The sequence below is a fragment of the Dactylosporangium sp. NPDC049140 genome (assembly GCF_040648435.1).
The window spans coordinates 31,531-52,660 of the sequence record NZ_JBEZDS010000002.1 but is presented as its reverse complement, the minus strand read 5'-3'; the positions used below and the strand labels follow the sequence as shown (position 1 = coordinate 52,660).

Here is a 21,130-nt window from a genome sequence, read left to right as displayed (position 1 = left end):
AAAACCCTTCTAGGCCAGGTCGAGCGCCTTCGCGGCCGCGAGCGGGTCGGCCGGGATGGTGGTCGGCGCGGGCGCCGTCGAGATCGCCCACTCCGGATCCTTCAGGCCGTGGCCGGTGACCGTGCAGACGATCGTCTGGCCCGGCTCGACGCGGCCCTGCGCGATCGCCTGGAGCAGGCCGGCGACGCTGGCCGCGCTGCCCAGCTCGACGAACACGCCGACCGAGCGGGCGAGCAGCCGGTATGCCTGCAGGATGTCGCGGTCGGTGACGGCGTCGATGAGGCCGCCGGACTCGTCCCGGGCGTCGGTCGCCTTCGTCCAGCTCGCCGGGTTGCCGATGCGGATGGCGGTGGCGATCGTGCTCGGCTCGCGCACCACCTCGCCCTTGACGATCGGGGCGGCGCCGGAGGCCTGGAAGCCGAACATGCGCGGGCGGCGGGTGGCGTGGCCGGCCGCGGCCTCCTCCTGGTAGCCCATCCAGTAGGCGGTGATGTTGCCCGCGTTGCCGACCGGCAGGCAGTGGATGTGCGGCGCGTCGCCGAGGGTGCGCACGATCTCGAAGGCCGCCGTCTTCTGGCCCTGCAGCCGGTCGGGGTTTACCGAGTTGACCAGCGCGACCGGGTAGTCCAGCGACAGCTTGCTGGCCAGGGCCAGGCAGTCGTCGAAGTTGCCGGCGACCTGCAGGAGGCGGGCGCCGTGGACGAGGGCCTGGGCGAGCTTGCCCAGGGCGATCTTGCCGGTCGGCACCAGCACGGCGCAGGTGATGCCGGCACGCGCGGCGTACGCGGCGGCCGACGCCGAGGTGTTGCCGGTCGAGGCGCAGATGATCGCCTTCGAGCCCTCCTCGAGCGCCTTGGACACCGCGACGGTCATGCCGCGGTCCTTGAACGAGCCGGTGGGGTTGGCCCCTTCGACCTTGAGGTACACGTCGCAGCCGGTCCGCGCGGAGAGCTCCGGCGCGGGCAGCAGGGGCGTGTTGCCCTCGTGCAGCGTCACCACCGGGGTCTGCGGCCCGACCGGGAGGCGGTCCCGGAATTCCTCGATCAACCCACGCCACATGGCGCCTTACTCCCCTTCGACCCGCAGGACGCTCGCCACGGCGCGAACGATGTCCAGTGCTCTCAGCTCGGCGACGGTCGCGGCGAGGGCCCGATCCGGCGCGGCGTGCGTGACGATGACGAGCACGGCCTGGTTGCCGCGACCGGACTGGTTCACCGTCGCGATGCTGACGCCGTGCTTGGCGAAGACGCCCGCGACCGCGGCGAGCACGCCCGCCTTGTCGGAGACGTCAAGGCTGATGTGGTACCGCGTCAGCACGTCCCCGATCGGGGAGACCGGCAGGTCCGCGTAGGCCGACTCCGAGGCGCTGTGGACGCCCGCGAGCCGGTTGCGGGCCACGGCGACCACGTCGCCGAGCACCGCGGAGGCGGTCGGGGCGCCACCGGCGCCGCGGCCGTAGAACATGAGCTGGCCCGCCGCCTCGGCCTCGACGAAGACGGCGTTGAACGCGTCGCCGACGCCGGCCAGGGGGTGGGTGCGCGGGATCATCGCCGGGTGCACGCGCACCGAGACGGCCCCGTTGGCCTTCGAGGCGATGCACAGCAGCTTGATGGTGCAGCCCATCGCCTTGGCGCTGGCCATGTCGGCCGCGGTGACCTCGGTGATGCCCTCACGGTGCACGTCGGCCGAGGTGACCCGGCTGTGGAAGGCCATCGAGGCGAGGATCGCGGCCTTGGCCGCGGCGTCGAAGCCCTCGATGTCGGCGGTCGGGTCGGCCTCGGCGTAGCCGAGCGCGGTCGCCTCCTCGAGGGCCTCGGCGAAGCCGGCGCCGGTGGCGTCCATGGACGACAGGATGAAGTTCGTGGTGCCGTTGACGATGCCGGTCACCCGGGTGATCCGGTCCCCGTGCAGCGACTCGCGCAACGAGCGCAGCAGCGGGATGGCACCGGCCACGGAGGCCTCGAAGTACAGGTCGGCGCCGCAGTCGGCGGCCGCCTTGTGCAGCGTGGCGCCGTCCTCGCCGAGCAGGGCCTTGTTGGCCGTGACGACGCTCTTGCCGGCGTGCAGGGCCTCCAGCAGCCAGGACCGGGCCGGCTCGATGCCGCCGACGACCTCCACGACGACGTCCACGTCCTCGCGGGTGACGAGGGCGTGCGCGTCGGTCGTGAACAGCGCCGGGTCGATCGGCAGCTCACGCGCCTTGTTGAGGCGGCGGACGGCGACGCCCACCACCTCCAGCGGCGCGCCGATGCGGGCCGTGAGGTCGTGCTCCTGCTCGTGCAGCAGGCGGACCACCTCGGAACCAACGGTCCCGCAGCCCAGCAGCGCTACCTTCACCGATTGCGGCATCTGTCACCCCACGTCCAGTCTCAGCAGATCGTCCACGGTCTCCCGGCGGACGATGACACGCGCCGTGCCATCGGCCACCGCCACGACCGGCGGGCGGGGAACGTGGTTGTAGTTGCTCGCCATACTGCGGCAATAGGCGCCGGTGCCCGGGACCGCAAGAAGATCTCCGGCCTTGACGTCCGCCGGCAGGAATTCATCTTTCACGACGATGTCCCCGGACTCGCAATGTTTTCCCACCACGCGGGCGAGAATCGGCGGTTCGGAGGAGGCCCGGCCGGCCACGGTGGCCGAGTAGGCCGCGTCGTACAGCGCGGTACGGATGTTGTCGCTCATGCCGCCGTCGACGGAGACGTACGTGCGGATGCCGTCGACGTCCTTGACCGTGCCGACCTCGTAGAGGGTGAACACGGCCGGCCCGACGATCGCCCGGCCGGGCTCGACGGACAGGTGCGGAACGCTCAGGTGCAGTGCGGCGCACTCCTGCTTGACGATCCGCAGCAGGTCGCCGGCCAGCTCGTGCGGGTCGGCGGGCTGGTCCTGGGTGGTGTACGCGATGCCGAACCCGCCGCCCAGGTCGAGCTCGGGCAGCTCGCGGCCGTGCACCTCGCTGACCCGGGCCTGCAGCGACAGCAGGCGGCGGGCGGCGACCTCGAAGCCGGAGGCGTCGAAGATCTGCGAGCCGATGTGCGAGTGCAGGCCGCGCAGCTCGAGCACGTCGTCGGCCAGGATCTTGTCGACCGCCTCGGCCGCGGCCCCGCCGGCCAGGGAGAACCCGAACTTCTGGTCCTCGTGCGCGGTGGCGATGAACTCGTGCGTGTGGGCCTCGACGCCGACGGTCACGCGGACCATGACGCGCGGGCGGTGGCCGGCCTTGAGAGCGATCTGGGTGAGGCGCTCGATCTCGTCGAAGGAGTCGACGATGATCCGGCCCACGCCCGCCTCGACGGCGGCGGTGAGCTCCTCGACCGACTTGTTGTTGCCGTGGAACCCGATGCGCTCCGGCGGCATGCCACCTCTGAGCGCGACCGCCAGCTCCCCGCCGCTGCAGACGTCGAGGCTGAGGCCTTCCTCCACGAGGATCTTGACGATCGCGGTGGCGATGAAGGACTTGCCGGCGTAGTAGACCTCGGCGCCGCCGAACGCGTTCCGGAAATTTCGGCATCTTTCCCGAAAGTCCGATTCGTCGAAAATGTAGGCCGGGGTGCCGTGCTCTTCCCTCAGCCGGTGCACGTCGACGCCGCCGACCTCGAGCGCACCGCTTGCACCGCGTTTGACCGTTTTGGGCCACAAAATCGGGACCAATGCGTTTACATCGTCCGGCGTGCGCAGCCAGGACGGGCCGTTGGAGCCGAGGTCCGCGTGGAGCGTCCCGGCCTCGTGTGCGCGCATGTCCTCTACATCCGTTCCGGCGCCGAGACGCCGAGCAGGTCCAGACCGTTGACGATGACCTGGCGGGTGGCGTCGTTGAGCCAGAGCCGCGCCCGGTTCGTCTCCGTGAACGGCTCGTCGCCGAGGGGCAGCACGCGGCAGTTGTCGAAGAACCGGTGGTAGGCCCCGGCCAGGTCCTCCAAATAGCGTGCCACGCGATGCGGCTCGCGCAGCTCGGCCGCGGTGGCGACGATGCCCGGGAAGTCGCCGAGGGCCTTCAGAAGATCCAGTTCCTTCTCGTGTACCAGTTGAGCCGCGTCGTACGCCTCGGTGCGCTCGTGGCCCAGCTCGGCCGCGTTGCGCGCGATCGAGGCGGTGCGCGCGCCGACGTACTGCACGTAGAAGACCGGGTTGTCGTTCTTCTGCCGCGTGATGACCTCGATGTCCAGGGTCAGCGGGGAGTCGGTCGAGGAGCGGGCCAGCGAGTACCGCGCCGCGTCCACGCCCACCGCGTCGATGAGCTCGTCGAGGGTGATCAGGGTGCCGGCGCGCTTGCTCAGCCGTACCGGCTCACCGCCGCGCAGCAGACTGACCAGCTGGCCGATGAGCACCTCGATGTTGCGCTGCGGGTCGTCGCCGGCGCAGGCCGCGATGGCCTTGAGGCGGCCGATGTACCCGTGGTGGTCCGCGCCCAGCATGTAGATGCAGCGCTCGAAGCCGCGCTCGCGCTTGTTGATGTAGTACGCGGCGTCGGCGGCGAAGTAGGTCTTCTCGCCGTTGGAGCGGATCAGCACCCGGTCCTTGTCGTCGCCGAAGTCGCTCGTGCGCAGCCAGACGGCGCCCTCGGACTCGAAGACGTGGCCCTGCTTGCGCAGCTCGTCGAGGGCGTGCTCGACGGCGCCGCCCTCGTGCAGCGTCTTCTCGGAGAACCAGACGTCGAAGTGGACGCCGAAGCGTTCGAGGCTGTCCTGCATTTCCTTGAGCATCGCCTTGTAGGCGGCCTCCTGAAATGCCTCTTTCTGGTCGTTTTCCGACAAATGCAGAATGTCAGGATTTGTTTGTACGACGGCCTTTGCCACGTCCTGGATGTACTCGCCGGGGTAGCCGTCGGGCGGGGTCGGCCGGTTGTGCGCCGCGGCCATGACCGACTCGCCGAAGCGGTTCATCTGCACGCCGGCGTCGTTGATGTAGTGCTCGCGGGTCACGTCGGCGCCGGCCGCGCTCAGGATGCGGCCCAGGGCGTCGCCGACCGCGGCCCAGCGGGTGTGCCCGAGGTGGACCGGGCCGGTCGGGTTCGCCGAGACGAACTCGAGGTTGACCTTCTCCTTGGCCAGGGTCTCGCTGCGGCCGTACCCCCGGCCGCCCCGCACGATCATCCCGGCGAGCTCGCCGACGGCCGCGGCCGCGAGGCGGATGTTGAGGAACCCGGGCCCGGCGATCTCCACGGCGGCGATCCCGGGAGTTTCCTGCAAGTTTTTCGCGACCGCCCCAGCCAGCTCGCGCGGGTTCAGTCCGACCTTCTTGCCCAGCTGCAGGGCGATATTGGACGCATAGTCACCGTGCTCCGGGTTTCGCGGTCGCTCCACGCTGGTCGTCGCCGGGAGCACGGATGCGTCGAGGTCACGCTCGGTGATGGCCGCCCGGGCGGCGGCGAGGACAGCTACGGCGAGTTCAGCGGGAGTCACCGACAAATGTTATCGGGGGTAGACTCCGGTACTTGGCGGCGGCCCGTTGTGCTGGTCACAATGCGGGACGGCTGGAACCGGATTCCCCCACGGGGGAGGGACCCACCGGAGCAGTTCCCCGCCGTGACCCCCGACCGTTGACCAGACGAGGCCCGATGAGCGAGCACAACGCTGAGCGTTGCGAGGCGACGAGATGAGCATGAGCACCCAGCACGGTGGCGGCAACCGCAAGCCGTCCACTAAGGCCGTCTCCGGCGCGAAGCCGAAGCAGGGCGGCGACGAGGACGAGGACGCTTCGGACATCGAGACAGCGGAAGTCTCGGACGTCTCGGACTCCTCCGACCTGTCCGACGACGCTCCTTCGACTCCCGCCAAGCCCAAGGCGAACCCGCGGAAGTCGGCCCCGGTCCGCAAGACCGCCCCAGCCGGGAAGACCGCTGCCGCCGCGAAGAAGCCGGCCACCGCCACCCGGCCCGCGGTCAAGAAGATCGCCCCGGTCAAGGTCAAGCAGGGCATGAGCTGGGGCCCGATCGTGCTGTTCACCACGGTCGGCGTGCTGGCCCTGGGCATCGTGGGCTTCGCCGGCTACCAGGTGTACGAGAACGGCCTGGGCTGGCAGGACCGGGCCGACCAGATCAGCGGCATCAAGGACTACCGCAAGACCGACAAGACCCTGGTCGGCCAGCGCGAGCACGTGTGGGGCCCGCAGACCTACAAGCTGAGCCCGCCGGTCGCCGGCAACCACAACCCGAACTGGCAGCGCTGCCTGGGTGACGTGTACACGTCCCAGATCGCCAACGAGCACGCGCTGCACAGCCTCGAGCACGGCGCCGTGTGGATCACGTACAACCCGAGCCTCCCGGCCGACCAGGTCGAGGCGCTGGCCAAGCGTGTGCGCGGCAACGACTACATGCTGATGAGCCCGTACCCGAACCAGGACACGCCGATCTCCCTGCAGGCGTGGGGCTTCCAGCTCAAGGTCGACAACGCCGGCGACAAGCGCATCGACGAGTTCATCAAGGCCCTGCGCCAGAACGCGTCGCTCGAGGCCGGCACCCCGTGCTCCAGCGGCGACATCATCACCGAGACGGGCGCCACGCCCCACGACCTCGGCAAGGACGGCACCGGGCAGCAACAGCAGCAACAGGGCGGCAACTGACCTGTGCTGACGCAACTTTCACGGCGGGCGCGCCTGAGCCTGGGCGTGCTCGCCGCCGTCCTCATACTCGTGACGGGCGTAGCGATCGGGTACCTCATCCCGGTCCTGAACCGCCCCGGCGAGGACTCCATCGACGCCGGCTTCGCCCGCGACATGAGCGTGCACCACGCGCAGGCCGTCGAGATGGGGATGTTCGCCTACCGCCTGGGCTCCACGGACGACATCCGCAACCTGGGCTACGACATCGCCGCGAGCCAGCAGTGGCAGATCGGCCAGATGCAGACCTGGCTGACCGAGTGGCACCTCTCCCCCACGTCGTCGAAGCGGGCCATGGCCTGGATGCCATCGGGCATGAACACCCTCCAGAGCGACGGCCGCATGCCCGGGATGGCCTCGGACGACGAGCTCAAGAAGCTCAAGTCCTCGACGGGCAAGGACTTCGACACCCTCTGGTGCCAGCTCATGCTGCGCCACCACCTGGGCGGCATCCACATGGCGGAGATCGCCGCGAAGGACGCCTCGAACGCCGAGGTACGCGACGCCGCGGAAAAAATCCGCGTGTCCCAGTCCTACGACATCTCCCAGCTGACCGAGAAACTCAAGGACTTGGGCTCCCAGCCTTTGTCCTCGTAGAGCGCCTTTTCCACCCACCCCATACGCCCCAGGGGAACCAGTGTGTGGGGTGGGTGGGCGCTCTGCTAGGCTGTTGCGAGGCCGTTAAGGCCCCCGTAGCTCAGGGGATAGAGCACCGCCCTCCGGAGGCGGGGGCGTAGGTTCGAATCCTACCGGGGGCACAGTTTTTCTCCGCGCTGGCGCGCGGGGCGGGGGGTTCCCACCCCGCACCCCCCATGGCTGCTACGCAGCCACTGGCCTCGCTGTCGCTGCCAGATCACCGGCTCGCTCGTGTTCATGAGGTTTGCGAGTCCGGGCTGGACACACCCACCGCCGTGAGACCCGCACCGACGGCCGGCGTCCGCTGCTCCCACCCGAATCGCCGCGTGCCGGTCGCCACTGGCACATGCTCACGGGTGACTGTCGAAAGAAGGGTGGCCGTAGACAGCCGGGCTCACAGGTCGCGGCCGGCTCGACGGCCCCTCAACGACAACCGCGCCAAGAGCGCGAATTTCGTAGCTGACTGAATTCGGTGCGGCCCACCTGCCGCTGGGTATGTCCCGAGCAGACCTGGCGGCAGCCACGGGCGCGGACAAGCGGCAGATCAGGCGATAACGAGGCCGGCGCGAACGCCCTCAACTGGGCGCGGCGAGGGCCGGGCCAAGAGCCGATGGTCGGCGATACCACCGCGCCATAGCATCGAGGTACCTACATGGCGGAGGGCTGTGGATGCGATCTCAGACGGCTCGGTGGCAGCGATCCCAGGCGGCTCGGTGGCTGGCTTTCGGCGTCGTCACGGTGAGCCTGTCGCTGAACATGGCATTCGTGATGCGCGACGTGTTCCACTCGCCCTTCGCGGAGGGCTTGATCATCGGATTGGCAAGCTGCAGTCTGCCGTTACTGTCCCGCTTCCTCCAGGGCCCGGACCGGCGGCAGAACACGACGGAGTAACGAGGAACAGGATGCCTCCCGCGGAAGCACGCCGGCGGGGAGAAGTACCAACGGTCGTCCGTGCGGGCAGACTGGGACGCATGGACGAGCTTCCGATTGCTGAGTTCGGGTTTCCGGGGGAACTGCGCGACAAGCTGGTCGCGGCCGTGCTCGACGGCAGTAAGACGACCACCACCGGGCTGCTGCAGGACTTCGAGATCGACGAGGAGCCGCTGCCCGTCGCCGGGCAGCGGTCCGCGGTCATCGACTCCGGCGGAAAGCGGGTCGGGGTGATCGAGGTCGTCGACGTCCGGGTGGCGCGGCTCGGCGACGTCGACCTGCGTCACGCCGTCGACGAAGGGGAAGGGGATACCTCGGTCGCGCAGTGGCGGGCCGGGCACGAGCAGTTCTGGCACGGGGGCGACTACCGCGGCTGGCTCGGCGACCCCGGCTTCACGGTCAACGACGAGACGCCGGCGGTACTGCAGCGGTTCCGGCTGGTCCAGGAGTGACGAACACCGTCAGCCTGGGCACCGCCCCTGCTCGACCGTCGCCGACGGGAACGACGGCGAGTCGTCGAGCAGGTCGATGTCCAGGTGGACGGTCATGCAGACCGGGTAGTCGCCACGGGAGTTCGTGAACTCGTACAGATCGTTCTGGTCGGCGTCCCGCCCGGCGTCGCGCACCTTGATGTTGCTCGCGCCGCGGCGGGCGCCCATGCTCAGCGCCTGCTGTACGTCGAAGATGTTGATGCCGAGGCCCTGGACCGGGGTGCGCTCCAGCTCGTACGCGGTCGCCCGGGCGGCGGAGGTGACGTCGGCCTGGTCGGGGATCATGCCGCAGTAGGCGATGACGCAGATGAGCGCGATGCCGGCGCCGGCGATGGCGATGCCGGCGGGGCCGGGGCGGGGCCTGGTCTGCTGGTCCACCTCACCGACGGTAGAAGATCCCGTCCAGCGCCTCAGACGCCGGGCGCGGCCGCGCCGGTGCGGGTCGTCCGCGCGACGGCGTCGGCCAGTGCCGGTACGACATCCGGGTCCAGCGCCGAGATCGTGATCCGGATCGCGGGCGGCGTGGCGATGCGGTACAGCGCGCCGGGCGCCACCGCGAACCCGGCCTCGCGCAGCCGTGCCACCGCGGTCGTCTCGTCCGGAACGGACACCCAGACGTTGAGCCCCGTGCGTCCGGTGACCGTCAAACCCCGTTCCCGCAGGGCGTTCACGAGGCCGATGCGCCGGGTTTCGTACTCGCTCCGCGCCGCCGCCACCACGCCGGCAACGGCCGGATCGGACCACAGGTCGGTCACGACGCGCTGCAGGATCCGCGACACCCAGCCGGTGCCCAGCCGCTGCCGGCCGGTCAGCCGGCCGATGCTCGTGGCGTCGCCCGCCACCACGGCGAGCCGGAGGTCGGGCCCGTACGGCTTGCTGACCGAGCGCACGAACCCCCACGCCTCCGTCGCGCCGGCGAGCGGGTGCAGCGCCTCGACCGAGAGCTCGGCGGCGTGGTCGTCCTCGATCACGAGGACGTCCGGGTGCCCGGCCAGCACGGCGCGGAGCTCGGCGGCCCGCCGCGCGGTGACGCTGGCCCCGGTCGGGTTGTGCGCGCGGCTGGTCACGACGAACGCCCGCGCCCCGCCGCGCAGCGCGTCGGCGAGCCGCTGCGGGTCGGGCCCCGACTCGTCGACCGGCACCGGCACCGGGCGCAGCCCCAGCGCGGCCACGAGGTCGAGGAGGTTGGCCCACCCGGGGTCCTCGATCGCGACCCGGTCGCCGGGCAGGACGTGCGCGCCGAGGAGCCGCTCGATGGCGTCGAGCGCGCCCCCGGCCACGGCCAGCTCGCCGGCGTCGACCCCGTCGCGGGCGAGGGTGCGCCGTGCGGCCGCGCGCAGCGGAGGGTAGGCCTCGGCGGCGTACCCGGTGGGCTCGGCGTCCGCCGCGGCCCGCGCGAGGGCCGGCCCGACGTCGGGCAGCAGCCGGGGATCGGGGCCGCCGGTGGCCAGGTCGAGCACGCCCTCGGGCACCTCGAGCCGGAACTGCCCGCGCGCGGGCGCGACGGCGGGCCGGGGCCGCACGCGGGTGCCCTGCCGCCCCGCCGCCTCGGCGATCCCCCGCTGCCGCAGCGCCTGGTAGGCGGCGGCGACGGTGGCGGGACTCACCCCGAGCTGGCCGGCCGCGGCGCGGATGGGCGGCAGCGCGTCGCCCGCCTGCAGCGCGCCGGAGCGCACGCCGGCCTCGACGGCGGCGGAGATCTCACTCGCCGTACGCCCGGCCAGCGCAAAAACCGCGGTCACACCTCGACCTTAGGCCACCGGTACTCACCGCGATCTGAGTACGGCCGCGGATCCGCGCGCTGCCGGCGGTACCGAATGATGAAACGTATGCGTGGGACCAAATGGTGGTCGGTCGTGGTGGTCGGGGCCGCGACGGTGTTGGTGTTCGCGTGGCTCGGGCGCCTCGCGGGGGTCACGGCGGGGCTGCTGTGGACGGTCGGGGCGGCGTTCGCGGCGCTGACGTGGACGGTCGTGCTCGTGTCGGCCCCCTGGAATCTGTACTTCGGGGCGCGCCGCGTCGTCGCCGACGCCGACGTGTCGCGGGAGCGGGGCATCCCGGTCAAGGAGGGCTACGAGGACGAGGCGCGGCGCATCGCCCGGCGCATGCTCGCGTTCGCGATCGCCGGGCACGTCGGCACCGCGGTCGTGGCGGCCGTGGCCGGGCTCGTCACGGCGCGGACGGTGGGGTACTACGTCGCCGGCTTCTTCCTGCTCACCACGTTCATGCGGCCGGCGGGCGCGTACTTCGCGCACCTGCGCCGGCGCATCGCCGTCATGACGCGCGAGGTCACCCATCCCCGCGAGGACGTCGTCACGCTGCGGCGCGACGTGGCCGAGCTGCAGGAGCTGGTGACGAGCCTGCAGCGGCAGGCCGACGAGCAGCACGGCCGCCACGACGAGCTGCGCGCGGCGATCGACCGGATCGGCCGGCAGATCCACGAGGCGGTCGACGGCATCAGCGACCACCAGGACCTGGTCAAGGGGCTGCGTGCGCTGACCCGGATGCTGCGCTCAGAGGCCTGAGGAAGGGCGGACCAGGCCGGTCTCGTACGCCAGCACGACCGCCTGGGCCCGGTCGCGCAGCTCCAGCTTGGTGAAGATCCGCGCCACGTGGGTCTTCACCGTCGCCTCGCTCAGGGTCAGGGCCGCGGCCAGCTCCGCGTTGGACAGGCCCTGGCCCATCAGCGTCAGCACCTCCAGCTCGCGCGGGGTCAGCGGGGCCAGGTCGCGGTGCAGCGGCGACGGGGCGGCCCCGGCGGCGTAGCGCTCCACGAGGCGGCGGGTGATCGACGGGGCGAGCAGGGCGTCGCCGGTGCAAACGAGGCGTACCGCGCCGGCCAGATGCTCCGGCGTCACGTCCTTGAGCAGGAAGCCGCTGGCGCCGGCGGCCAGGGCGGCGTACACGTACCGGTCGAGGTCGAACGTCGTGAGCATGATGATCCGGCACTCGGGCCGCCGCTCGACGATCTGCCGGGTGGCGGCCAGCCCGTCCAGGTTGGGCATCCGGATGTCCATGAGCACCACGTCGGGGCGCAGGCGTACGGCGGCCGAGACCGCCTCGACGCCGTCGGCGGCCTCACCGACCACGTCGACGCCCCGGGCGTTGAGGATCATGCGGAAGCCGGTGCGCACGAGCGCCTGGTCGTCGGCGATGAGCACCCGGGGCTCGGCCACGCCGATCCGCTCCGGATCGGTCATGGCGGGTCCAGGGGGATGCGCGCCCGGACGCGGAAGCCGCCGCCGAAACGGCGCCGGGCGTCGAGGTCGCCGCCGTACACCGCGACGCGCTCCCGCAGCCCGAGCAGCCCGTGTCCGGCCCCGCCCGGCGGGGAGCGCCGCGGCGGCCCGGCCGGTCCGGTGTTGAGAACCTCGAGGCGAAGAGAGCGTTCGGTGTACCGCACCGAGACCTCGGCCCGATCCGCCTCCCCGTGCTTGAGCGCGTTGGTGAGCGCCTCCTGGATGACCCGGTACGCGGTGGTGTCGACCCCGCCCGGCAGCGCCCGCGGCTCCCCGCTGACGAACACGTCGACGGGCAGCCCGGCAAACGCGATGCGGTCCACGAGGCGGCTCAGCGCGTCGAGCCCGGGCTGGGGCGCCAGCGCCTCCTCGGGCCCGTCCGAGCCGTCCGCGGCCGGGGCGAGCAGGCCCAGCAGGTGCCGCAGCTCCTTCAGCGCGTCGCGGCCGGCCCCCTCGACCGCGACCAGGGCACCGGCGACGTCGGGCGGCACGGCCGGCCCGGACGCGGCGAGCACCTCCCGCGCGGCGCCGGCCTGCACGACCATCACGCTCACGTTGTGGCTGACGATGTCGTGCAGCTCGCGGGCGATCCGGGCGCGCTCGGCCGCGACCGCGCCGCTGGCGGCCGCCTGGCGCTCGCGCTCGAGCAGCCAGCCGCGCTCTTCCAGCGCCCGGCTGTACCGCCGCCGCGCCCGCGCGGCCGCGACCCCGAGCACCACACCCGCCGCGACGGCGATCACCAGGCCCGCGACCAGCACACCGACGAGAACGGTCACGACGCCTCACCCGCGCCCGGGCGCGACGCCGAGCACCGGCGCCGCGCACAACGTGCGGACGGCGACGGCCCTGATGCCCACCCGCGCCCGGGCGCGGCGCCGACGAGGACTGTCGCGAGGCCCCGCACGCGCCCGAGCCGGCCGACGACCGTCGCAACGCCCGACACGCGCCCGAGCGCAGCGCCGACCGTCGCGACGCACCACGCACGCCCGAGCGGACCGACGACCGTCGCAACGCCCCACCCGCGCCCGAGCGTCACGAGGCCCCACACGCGCCCGAGCGGGCCGACGACCGACGCGACGCCCCACCCGCGCCCGAGCGTCACGAGGCCCCACACGCGCCCGAGCGGGCCGACGACCGTCGCAACGCGCCACGCACGCCCGAGCGGGCCGAGGTCCCACACGCGCCCGGGCGCGACGCCGAGCACCGGCGCCGCGGACAGCGTGCGGGCGGCGCCCGGGCGCGCGGCTGGCACCAGCGCGGCGCGCATCGGGGCCGCGACCAGCACACCGGCGAGGACGGTCACCCTCGTCACGATGCCAGACCCGCGCCCGGGCGCGCATCGGGCCACGGAGGCAGCGGCATACATCCGCAGGATGACCCTGGGCGGCGGGTTGCATCCGGCAGCGGACGCCTCCGCGCGGGCCGGGGCAATAGCGTCGGGGCCATGACGACGGTGGTGCGCCTCGACGGGGTGCGCAAGGAGTTCGGCGGTACGACCGCCCTCGACGGGGTGACGCTCACGATCGGGGCGGGCGAGGCGGTCGCGGTCATGGGCCCCTCGGGCTGCGGCAAGTCGACGCTGCTCAACATGATCGCGGGGCTCGACCGGCCGACGGCCGGGCTTGTGGAGGTACACGATGAGGATCTTGGAAGGCTGAGCGAGACGGGCCTTGCGCTGTTCCGGCGGCGCCGCATCGGCATGGTCTTCCAGTTCTTCAACCTGCTCGACGACCTTTCGGCGCTGGACAACGTCGCGCTGGCCGCGCAGCTCATGGGCATCGGCGCGCGGCCGGCCCGGCGGCGCGCCCTGGAGCTGTTCGACGAGCTCGGCATCGGCGGGCGGCGCAACGCCTACCCGGCCGCGCTCAGCGGCGGCGAGCGGCAGCGGGTCGCGGTCGCGCGGGCGCTGATGAACCGCCCGGCGCTGCTGCTGGCCGACGAGCCGACGGGGGCGCTGGACAGCCGCGCCGGCGAGCAGGTGATGGACCTGCTGCTCGACCTCAACCAGATCGGCCAGACGCTGCTGCTCGTCACGCACGACCACGCGCTGGCCGAACGGTGCGCGAGCCGGGTTGTGGAGCTCCGCGACGGCCGGGTGGTGTCGTGAGCGGTCCGGAGCGAAGCGGAGGGGCCGCACACCATGGGCACAGCATCGTCGCGCCGTCGCCGGAGCCTGCGCAGGTGACGGCGTGAGCGGTCGGGAGCGATGCGGAGGGGCCGCACACCATGGGCACAACATTGTCGCGCCGTTGCCGGAGCGTGCGGAGGTGACGGCGTGAGCGCCGTGTGGCGGGCCGCGCGCGCGGCGGTGCGGCGGCGGCGCCTGCAGACCGTCGTCATCGGGCTCGTGGTGCTGTTCACGACCGCGACAATCGTGGTCGCGCTCGCGCTGCTCGACGCGGCCACGGGGCCGTTCGACCGCGCGTTCGCGCAGCAGCGGGGGCCGCACGTGATCGCGACGTACGGCACCCAGACCCCGGCCACGAACGCCCCCGGCGCGGAGGCGGTCGCGGGCCCCTTCCCGGAGCTGGTCCTCGACGTGCCGGCCGACGGCGCGCCGGTGTGGGCGACCGGGCCCCTCACCGTGGTCGGGCGGGCCGACCCGGGCGGCCCCGTCGACCGCGTCGACCTGTGGGTCGGGCACTGGGCCACCGGCCCGAACGAGATCGTCGTGACCTCGATGCCGCCGTCGGACCGGGCCGACGCCGAGTACTTCGCCCGCGACCTGCTCGGCAAGACCGTGACCGCGCCCGGGAAACCCGTGCTGACGATCGTCGGCGCGGCGTACAGCCTCGGGCACACCGCCGACGCGTGGGTCTCCCCGGCGACGGCGCGCGCGCTCGGCCCGACCGGCTCCCAGGTGCTCTACCGCTTCCGGCACGCCGCGAACCGGGCCGAGGTCGACGCCGCGGTCGCGTCCGTGCCGCGCGACGGGCTGACCGGGACGGAGTCGTACCTCACGCGCAAGGCCGAGGTCGCGGCCGGCCCCGGCACCATGCTGCCCTTCCTGTTCGTCTTCGGCCTGCTGGGCCTGGTGGTCGCCGTCCTGATCGTGGCCGGCGTGGTCAGCGGCGCGGTCATCTCGGGCTTCCGGCACATCGGCGTGCTGAAGGCGATCGGCTTCACCCCGCGCCAGGTGGTCCTCGTCTATGTGGCAATGGTTTCGGTACCGTCGGCCGCCGGCGCCCTGCTCGGCACCGCCCTCGGCACCGTGGCCGCCCGCCCGCTGCTGGCCAACGCCTTCCAGGGCCTCGGCTTCGGCGGGCGGGTCGACACCGGCCTGTGGGTGCCGCTCACCGGCGTACTCGGCGTGCCCGCGCTCGTCGCCCTCGTCGCGCTCGTGCCGGCCCTGCGCGCGCACCGCCTCTCCGCCGCCGAGGCGATCAGCGCCGGCTCCGCCCCGCGCGCGGGCCGCGGCCTGCGCGTCCAGCGGGCGCTGTCCGGCACCCGCCTCCCCCGCGCGGTAAGCCTCGGCCTCGGCCTGCCCTTCGCCCGCCCCGGCCGCACCGGCCTGACGATGGCCGCGCTGCTGCTCGGCGTCACGACTGTCACGTTCGCCGGCGGCCTCACCACGTCGGTGACCCGCTTCGGCGACGCCGTGGACCGCGCGGACGCGGTCCAGGCCCAGGTCCGCCCGCACAACGCCACGTTCGGCGACGTCGCCACCGACCGGACCGACCCGCAGGTGGAGTCCCTGCTGCGGGGGCTGCCCGGCACCGTGTACGTCACCGCCGACCTCACCCTCCCGATCGCCGTCGCCGGCCACCGCGACCCCGTCCAGGTCGACTTCCTGCGCGGCGACGCGACCACGATCGGCTTCCGGGAGGAGCTCACCGAGGGCCGCTGGATGGCCGCCCCGGGCGAGGTGGTCGCCGCCTCGAAGGCCCTGCACGAACTCGGCCTGCACGTCGGCGACACGATCCGCCTCACCTACGCCGGCCGCGAGGTCCCCGTCAAGATCGTGGGCCGCACCTTGGAGGCCGGCATCGCGGGCGGCGCCCTCTTCGCCGACTGGTCCGTCTTCACCACCCTGGCGCCGTCGTACCGTCTCGTGAGCCACGAGGTCATGTACTTCGTACGGGTCACACCCGGCACGGACGTGGAGTCGTACCTCTCCGCCGTGCGCGCCGCCGATCCCGGCCTCGCGGCCTGGTCCGCGGTGACCGGCCTCGGCAACTCCTACACCGTCTCGGTGGTCTCCGTCTCGGTGGTGTTCTCCCTGATGATCGGTACCGTGGCCGCCTTGAGCGTCTTCAACACGGTGCTGCTCAACGTCCGCGAACGCCGCCGCGACCTCGGCATGCTGAAGTCCATCGGCATGACGCCCCGCCAGGTCGTGGCCATGATGGTGACGTCGATGGCGGCCCTGGGCGTCGTCGGCGGCGTGGCGGGCATCCCGCTGGGCATCGCCGCGCACCGCCTGATCCTGCCGATGGTGGGCCGTACGGCGAAGATCGACCTCCCGGCGTCGCTGTTCCACGTCTGGAACCCGGCGGCCCTCACGTCGATGGCCCTGACCGGCGTGGCGATCGCCGTGCTGGGCACCCTGATCCCGTCGCGCACCGCGGCGCGCCTCCCCATCGCGGAGGTACTCCACAACGAGTAGGGCCGGGATAGCGTCGGAGGCATGTCTGTGCTTGTCGCGTTCAGTGTCACGCCGCTCGGGGTCGGGGAGGACGTGGGTGACCTCGTCGCCGAGGCGGTGCGGGTGGTCCGTGCGTCCGGGCTGCCGAACCGCACCGAGGCCATGTTCACCACGGTCGAGGGCTCGACGTGGGAGGAAGTGATGGCCGTGGTGCAGGCGGCGGTGGCGGTCGTGCAGGCCGCGGCCCCGCGTACGAGCACCGTGATCAAGGTCGACTGGCGCGACGGGCCGGTGGGGCGCCTCGAGTCGAAGGTTGCCACGGTCGAGCGGCATCTGGCGCAGTAGGCGTCGGCAGCGCACGGCCGCGCGGAAGCGCACGGCCGCGCGGAAGCGCACGGCCGCGCGGAAGCGCAAGGTCGGACGAGTCGCAGTCAGACGGCCACGCGGGAGCGCACATCGGGCGAGGCGCGCGGTCGCGCACATCGCGCGGTCGGCCCACCGTCGGGCGCGGCGCGGCAACGCACATCGCGCGGTCGCGCACCGTCGGGCCCACGGTCGCGGACGGTCGGGCCCGGCGTGGCCGCGCACAGTCGGGCCCGCGCACAGTCGGGCCCGCGCACAGTCGGGCCCGCGCGGTCGCGCACATCGCGCGGTCGCGCGAGGTGTGCGGTCAGGTCAGATCGTCCAGGAAGCGCAAGGCCGCGCTCGCGTTCTCGTAGCGCCACGCGGCCAGGACCGCGGCGAAGCCCGTCGCCTCCGTGCGGCGCCGGGCCAGGGCCGGCTCCAGCGGCGCCAGCACCGCGCGCTGCGCCGCGACCAGGCGCGTCAAGGGGCGGCCGCGGCGGGTCATTAGGGCCAGTTTGACCAGGAACTCGGAGCGCAGGTCGCGCACGTGAGCGACCGGCCGGGCCAGCCAGTCCGCCACCGCGGCCGAGCCCTCCTCGGTCGCCGTCAGGATCGAGCGCTGCGGGCCGCGGTCGCCGGCCTGGGTGCGGGCCACGGTCAGCAGGTTCGCGGCGGTGAGGCGGTCGGCGGCGCGGTACACGATCGGCCTCGGCACCTGCCAGACCCGCCCGATCTCGCCGTCCTCGCCGGTCAGCGCCGCGATCGCGAACCCGTGGGCCGGGGCCTCGTCGATCAACGAAAGCACGATCCACTCGGGGAGAGAAAGCGGCGGCACGCGGCGGAGCTTATTCCCGGTAGTCTCAGTGTGACTACCGGGGAGGTGGCGGTGATCGAGCAGCACGCGCCGGTCGGCGAGCTCCTCGTCGACGGCGACAAGGTCTGCTGCCACCTGTGCGGGCGGTGGTTCCTGTCCGTCGCCTCGCACCTGCGGTACCACGGCTGGACCAAGGCCGACTACCTCCGCGAGTTCGGGCTCGAGCTCGGCAACCCGCTCACCGGGCCGGCCACCCGCAAGCGGCGCTCCTCCGCGTTCGGGGCCCGCCACGCCGAGCCCGCGATCCGGCGGGCCCAGCGCGAGGCGCGGGCCCGGGCCGCCGGCGGGGAGCTCGCCGCGGCCGCCGCCCGCGCGGCCCGGGGACGCGCGCATCCGGCCGAGCGCCGGGTCAAGACGCTCGCCGCGCTCGCCGAGGTCGACCCGCGCGCCCGGGCCGAGGGCAACCGGCGGCGCGGGCGGGAGCACCGGGAGCGGGTGGCGGCCGAGGTCGCGGCGCGGTTCGGGTTCGCGACGTTCGGCGCGTACGTCGCGGACCGGGTGCAGCAGGGCCTCAGCATGGCCGCCGTCAGCCGCGAGGCCGGCCTGCACAAGGACTGGGTCGGGCGGCACGCCCCGGTGCCCGATCGTCCGCCGCCGGGCGAGCGGCGGCTCGGCCCGGTCGCGCGGGCCACGGGGTTCGAGGGCGTCGCCGCGTACCTGCGGGCCGCGCACCTCGACGAGCACCGCAGCGTCGCGGCGATCGCGGCGGAGGCGGGCACGTCGCGGTGGACGGTGCTCGCCGCGCTGCGCCACCACGGGGTCGAGGCCGTCGTGCACGCCGCCAAGCGGCACGGGGCGCGGCAGCGGGGGCAGGCGGTCGCGGCGCGGTTCGGGTTCGCGACGTTCGGCGAGTACATCGTCGCGCGACGGGCCGACGGGTGGGCCTGGGACCGGCTGGCTCGCGAGTCCGGGTTCGCGGCGAGCAGCCTGAGGCGCCACTCACGCGCCGCGTAGACCCCGGAAGGCCGCCCGCACCTCGTGCACCCACAGGTCCGGCTGCTCCAGCGCCGCGAAATGGCCCCCGTGCGCGGGCTCGCCCCAGTGGACGATCGTGCGGTACCGCTGCGAAGCCCACCGCCGCGAAGGCCGGGGCAGGTCGCGGGGAAAGACCGTGCACGCGGCCGGCACGGTGACCACGTCGTCGGTGGCGCTGGTGAACCAGGCCTGGACCTGGCGGAAGCTCTCCCAGTAGAGCCGGGCGCTCGACGCCGCCGTGCCGGTGAGCCAGTACAGCGTGACGTTGTCCAGGAGCGCGTCGCGCGGGATCGGGTCCTCGCTCCAGGCCGTGAACTTCTCGGCGATCCACGCCAGCAGGCCGGCCGGGGAGTCGTTGAGGGCGTAGCCGATCGTCTGCGGGCGGGTCGACTGCACCAGCGAGTACCCGTCGCCGTCGCGCTGCGCCTGCTCCAGCTCGGCCAGCGTGGCGCGCTCCGCCGGGGTGAGGTCCTCGAGGATCGGCGCGGCGATCGGCGGGCACACGTGGATGCCCGCCAGGCGCCCGTCGTCCTGCAGGGCCATGGCGGTGGTGACGCTGGTGCCCCAGTCGCTGCCCATCGCGCCGTAGCGTGCGTACCCGAGGCGCCGCATGACCTCGGCCCAGGCGCGCGCGATGCGCTCGACGCCCCAGCCGGGCTCGGTGGGTACGTCGCTGAAGCCGTACCCGGGCAGCGACGGCAGCACCACGTGGAACGCGTCGCGCGGGTCCTCGGGCCGGGTGAGCGCGTCCACGACGCCGAGGAACTCGGCGACCGAGCCGGGCCAGCCGTGCGTCACGACGAGCGGGAGCGCGCCCGGGTGCGGGGAGCGCGCGTGCACGACGTGGATGCCGAGCCCGTCGACCGGGACGCGCCACTGGGCGTGGGTATTGAGCCGCGCCTCGAAGCGCCGCCAGTCGTAGCCGTCGGCCCAGTACTCGCAGAGCTGCTGCAGGTACACCTGCGGCACTCCCTGCTCCCATCCGGGCACCGTCGCCGGCCCGGGCCAGCGGGTCGCGCGGAGGCGGCGGCGGAGGTCCTCCAGCCGCTCGTCGGGCACCGCACAGCGGAACGGGATCATGCCAGCTCGTGCCCCGCGGTGCGGTCGACGTGCGCGGGGATGGCACCCTCGGCGGCGTCGCCGGTCGTGACGGTGCCCGACGGCTCGAACATGAGGATGGAGCCGCCCGGGGACGAGGGTTTGTGTTCGGTACCGCGCGGCACGACGTACGTGTCGCCCGGATGCAGCACGACGGTGTGCTCGTGGCCGTCCGCGTCGCGGATGGCGATGTCGAAGCGCCCGTCGAGCACCAGGAAGAACTCGTCGGTCTCGGCGTGGGCGTGCCAGACGTGCTCGCCCCGGGTGTGGGCGACGCGCACGTCGTAGTCGTTCATGCGCGCGACGATCCGCGGGCTGTACACCTCGCTGAACGACTGGAGCGCCTCGGTCAGGTTCACAGGTTTCGCGGTCATGCCTGCGATTCTGCCCCCCGCGCGGGCGCCCCGCCTTGTACAAAGTGCACGTGGATGATCGCTGGCTGAACGACCCCGACCCGGCCCTGCGCCCGCGGGCGCGCACTCCCGAGGTGCGCTTCGACAGCGGTGGGGTACCGCTGCTGGGGGTGTTGCACCTCCCGGCCGGCCCCGGCCCGCACCCGGTGGTCGTGCTCCTGCACGGCTTCCCCGGCAACGAGCGCAACTTCGACCTCGCCCAGGCGCTGCGCCGGGCCGGCTACGCCGCGCTGGTGGTGCACTACCGCGGGTCATGGGGCGTCGGCGGCGCGTACTCCTGGTCCAACGTCCTGGCCGACGCCGCCCGCGCCGTCCGGGCCGCCCCCGGGCTCGACCCGGCGCTGGACCCCGGGCGCGTGGCGGTGGTCGGGCACAGCGTGGGCGGCTTCGCGGCCCTGCACACGGCGGCCGCCGACGGGTCCGTGCGCGCGGTCGCGGCCCTGGCCGCCTACGACCTCGGTGCCATCGCTCAAGCGCCGGAAGTTGTACTCCGGGAAGCCCGCGCCATGTTCGCCTCCGACCCGCTGCCGTTGCGCGGCACCAGCGGCGACGCGCTCTACGAGGAGATGCGCGCCAACGGCGCCTCGTGGCGCCTGGCCGCCCTGGCCGGACGCCTTGCGGACCGCCCGCGCCTCCTCGTGGCCGCCGAGGACGACACGGTCGCGCCCCCGCCGCTGCACCACTCGCCGCTCGTCGAGGCCTACGCGCCCGGCGCCGAGACCCTGCTGCTGCCCTCGGACCACGCGTTCTCGGGGCAGCGGGTGGCCCTGGCCCGGGCGGTGATCACCTTTCTGGATCGGGCCCTGTAGCCCGGCGCCGGGCGGGCCGCTCAGGCTTCCGGGTCCCGCGTCGCTGCGCGGTGCCGGGCGGGCCGCTCAGGCTTCCGGGTCCCGCGTCGCTGCCCGGCGCCGGGCGGGCCGCTCAGGCTTCCGGGTCCCGCGTCGTTG

The 21,130-nt window shown here is 73.2% G+C and carries 21 protein-coding genes and 1 tRNA gene; 10 read left to right on the top strand and 12 right to left on the bottom strand.

What is annotated here, in order from left to right; all coding sequences use genetic code 11:
• Positions 1–9: 9 nt before the first annotated feature.
• From thrC to argS, 4 genes are read right to left on the bottom strand one after another with little or no spacing between them, the layout of a single operon-like run.
• Positions 10–1,059: a threonine synthase gene (gene thrC / locus AB0B76_RS03960; protein ID WP_360368917.1), complete on the bottom strand. Its 1,050-nt coding sequence runs from the start codon at positions 1,057–1,059 to the stop codon at positions 10–12.
• A gap of 6 nt (positions 1,060–1,065) precedes the next feature.
• Positions 1,066–2,337, bottom strand: a complete 1,272-nt coding sequence (locus AB0B76_RS03955; protein WP_360368914.1) for a homoserine dehydrogenase — start codon at positions 2,335–2,337, stop codon at positions 1,066–1,068.
• Positions 2,338–2,352: 15 nt separating this feature from the next.
• A complete protein-coding gene (gene lysA, locus AB0B76_RS03950; RefSeq protein WP_360368911.1) occupies positions 2,353–3,738 on the bottom strand; it encodes a diaminopimelate decarboxylase in 1,386 nt (461 codons plus the stop codon).
• 5 nt (positions 3,739–3,743) lie between these two features.
• Positions 3,744–5,402, bottom strand: coding sequence for an arginine--tRNA ligase (gene argS, locus AB0B76_RS03945; RefSeq protein ID WP_360368908.1), 1,659 nt, complete (start codon positions 5,400–5,402; stop codon positions 3,744–3,746).
• Positions 5,403–5,745: 343 nt separating this feature from the next.
• Between argS and AB0B76_RS03940 the strand changes: the two genes are divergently transcribed.
• The 4 genes from AB0B76_RS03940 (at position 5,746) to AB0B76_RS03925 (ending at position 8,615) form a co-directional block, all read left to right on the top strand.
• Complete coding sequence (locus AB0B76_RS03940) at positions 5,746–6,561, top strand: DUF3105 domain-containing protein (protein WP_360370187.1); 816 nt, start codon at positions 5,746–5,748, stop codon at positions 6,559–6,561.
• A 3-nt stretch (positions 6,562–6,564) separates the two neighbouring features.
• Positions 6,565–7,194, top strand: a complete 630-nt coding sequence (locus tag AB0B76_RS03935) for a DUF305 domain-containing protein (RefSeq protein WP_360368905.1) — start codon at positions 6,565–6,567, stop codon at positions 7,192–7,194.
• 89 nt (positions 7,195–7,283) lie between these two features.
• Positions 7,284–7,355: transfer RNA gene (locus AB0B76_RS03930), tRNA-Arg, on the top strand.
• A gap of 849 nt (positions 7,356–8,204) precedes the next feature.
• Positions 8,205–8,615, top strand: coding sequence for an ASCH domain-containing protein (locus AB0B76_RS03925; RefSeq protein WP_360368902.1), 411 nt, complete (start codon positions 8,205–8,207; stop codon positions 8,613–8,615).
• A 9-nt stretch (positions 8,616–8,624) separates the two neighbouring features.
• Here AB0B76_RS03925 and AB0B76_RS03920 read toward each other — a convergent pair whose 3' ends face one another.
• Both AB0B76_RS03920 and AB0B76_RS03915 read right to left on the bottom strand, forming a co-directional pair.
• Positions 8,625–9,032, bottom strand: coding sequence for a hypothetical protein (locus tag AB0B76_RS03920; protein ID WP_360368899.1), 408 nt, complete (start codon positions 9,030–9,032; stop codon positions 8,625–8,627).
• A 32-nt stretch (positions 9,033–9,064) separates the two neighbouring features.
• Positions 9,065–10,396: an aminotransferase class I/II-fold pyridoxal phosphate-dependent enzyme gene (locus tag AB0B76_RS03915; RefSeq protein WP_360368896.1), complete on the bottom strand. Its 1,332-nt coding sequence runs from the start codon at positions 10,394–10,396 to the stop codon at positions 9,065–9,067.
• 87 nt (positions 10,397–10,483) lie between these two features.
• On the opposite strand from AB0B76_RS03915, the gene AB0B76_RS03910 reads away from it, so the two are divergent.
• Positions 10,484–11,179 carry a hypothetical protein gene (locus AB0B76_RS03910; protein ID WP_360368893.1) on the top strand — a complete coding sequence of 232 codons (696 nt, stop codon included), beginning with the start codon at positions 10,484–10,486 and terminating at the stop codon, positions 11,177–11,179.
• Here AB0B76_RS03910 and AB0B76_RS03905 read toward each other — a convergent pair.
• The 3 genes from AB0B76_RS03905 to AB0B76_RS03895 are packed head-to-tail and all read right to left on the bottom strand — an operon-like array spanning position 11,168 to position 13,196.
• Entirely contained in the window at positions 11,168–11,830 is a 663-nt protein-coding gene (locus AB0B76_RS03905; RefSeq protein WP_360370184.1) for a response regulator transcription factor, read from the bottom strand. The two genes, AB0B76_RS03910 and AB0B76_RS03905, sit on opposite strands and share 12 nt — an antisense overlap.
• Positions 11,831–11,850: 20 nt before the next feature.
• Positions 11,851–12,612 carry a histidine kinase gene (locus AB0B76_RS03900; RefSeq protein WP_360370181.1) on the bottom strand — a complete coding sequence of 254 codons (762 nt, stop codon included), beginning with the start codon at positions 12,610–12,612 and terminating at the stop codon, positions 11,851–11,853.
• 53 nt (positions 12,613–12,665) lie between these two features.
• Positions 12,666–13,196, bottom strand: coding sequence for a hypothetical protein (locus tag AB0B76_RS03895; RefSeq protein ID WP_360368890.1), 531 nt, complete (start codon positions 13,194–13,196; stop codon positions 12,666–12,668).
• 141 nt (positions 13,197–13,337) lie between these two features.
• Between AB0B76_RS03895 and AB0B76_RS03890 the strand changes: the two genes are divergently transcribed.
• From AB0B76_RS03890 to AB0B76_RS03880, 3 genes are all read left to right on the top strand, one after another.
• Complete coding sequence (locus tag AB0B76_RS03890) at positions 13,338–14,000, top strand: ABC transporter ATP-binding protein (RefSeq protein ID WP_360368887.1); 663 nt, start codon at positions 13,338–13,340, stop codon at positions 13,998–14,000.
• A gap of 168 nt (positions 14,001–14,168) precedes the next feature.
• Complete coding sequence (locus AB0B76_RS03885) at positions 14,169–16,499, top strand: FtsX-like permease family protein (RefSeq protein WP_360368884.1); 2,331 nt, start codon at positions 14,169–14,171, stop codon at positions 16,497–16,499.
• A 21-nt stretch (positions 16,500–16,520) separates the two neighbouring features.
• Positions 16,521–16,823 carry a thiamine-binding protein gene (locus tag AB0B76_RS03880; RefSeq protein WP_360368881.1) on the top strand — a complete coding sequence of 101 codons (303 nt, stop codon included), beginning with the start codon at positions 16,521–16,523 and terminating at the stop codon, positions 16,821–16,823.
• Between the two features lie 325 nt (positions 16,824–17,148).
• Here AB0B76_RS03880 and AB0B76_RS03875 read toward each other — a convergent pair whose 3' ends face one another.
• A complete protein-coding gene (locus tag AB0B76_RS03875) occupies positions 17,149–17,658 on the bottom strand; it encodes a hypothetical protein (RefSeq protein ID WP_360368878.1) in 510 nt (169 codons plus the stop codon).
• A 30-nt stretch (positions 17,659–17,688) separates the two neighbouring features.
• Here AB0B76_RS03875 and AB0B76_RS03870 point away from each other — a divergent pair, with 30 nt between their 5' ends.
• The gene (locus AB0B76_RS03870) at positions 17,689–18,651 is read left to right on the top strand and encodes a MucR family transcriptional regulator (RefSeq protein ID WP_360368875.1); all 963 of its coding nucleotides are present in this window, start codon (positions 17,689–17,691) and stop codon (positions 18,649–18,651) included.
• Here the strand turns inward: AB0B76_RS03870 and AB0B76_RS03865 are convergent.
• Positions 18,637–19,752: an epoxide hydrolase gene (locus AB0B76_RS03865; protein WP_360368872.1), complete on the bottom strand. Its 1,116-nt coding sequence runs from the start codon at positions 19,750–19,752 to the stop codon at positions 18,637–18,639. The genes AB0B76_RS03870 and AB0B76_RS03865 overlap by 15 nt on opposite strands.
• Positions 19,749–20,144, bottom strand: a complete 396-nt coding sequence (locus AB0B76_RS03860; RefSeq protein ID WP_360368869.1) for a cupin domain-containing protein — start codon at positions 20,142–20,144, stop codon at positions 19,749–19,751. The genes AB0B76_RS03865 and AB0B76_RS03860 overlap by 4 nt, the downstream gene beginning before the upstream one ends.
• Before the next feature lie 50 nt (positions 20,145–20,194).
• Here AB0B76_RS03860 and AB0B76_RS03855 point away from each other — a divergent pair, with 50 nt between their 5' ends.
• Entirely contained in the window at positions 20,195–20,992 is a 798-nt protein-coding gene (locus AB0B76_RS03855) for an alpha/beta fold hydrolase (protein ID WP_360368866.1), read from the top strand.
• Positions 20,993–21,130 lie beyond the last annotated feature (138 nt).

Excerpts from the sequence above, each read along its gene's own strand:
- AB0B76_RS03865 (WP_360368872.1), bottom strand. The coding sequence starts at position 19,752 with ATGATCCCGTTCCGCTGTGCGGTGCCCGACGAGCGGCTGGAGGACCTC.
- AB0B76_RS03925 (WP_360368902.1), top strand. The coding sequence starts at position 8,205 with ATGGACGAGCTTCCGATTGCTGAGTTCGGGTTTCCGGGGGAACTGCGC.
- thrC (WP_360368917.1), bottom strand. The coding sequence starts at position 1,059 with ATGTGGCGTGGGTTGATCGAGGAATTCCGGGACCGCCTCCCGGTCGGG.
- AB0B76_RS03890 (WP_360368887.1), top strand. The coding sequence starts at position 13,338 with ATGACGACGGTGGTGCGCCTCGACGGGGTGCGCAAGGAGTTCGGCGGT.
- AB0B76_RS03880 (WP_360368881.1), top strand. The coding sequence starts at position 16,521 with ATGTCTGTGCTTGTCGCGTTCAGTGTCACGCCGCTCGGGGTCGGGGAG.
- AB0B76_RS03860 (WP_360368869.1), bottom strand. The coding sequence starts at position 20,144 with ATGACCGCGAAACCTGTGAACCTGACCGAGGCGCTCCAGTCGTTCAGC.
- lysA (WP_360368911.1), bottom strand. The coding sequence starts at position 3,738 with ATGCGCGCACACGAGGCCGGGACGCTCCACGCGGACCTCGGCTCCAAC.
- AB0B76_RS03910 (WP_360368893.1), top strand. The coding sequence starts at position 10,484 with ATGCGTGGGACCAAATGGTGGTCGGTCGTGGTGGTCGGGGCCGCGACG.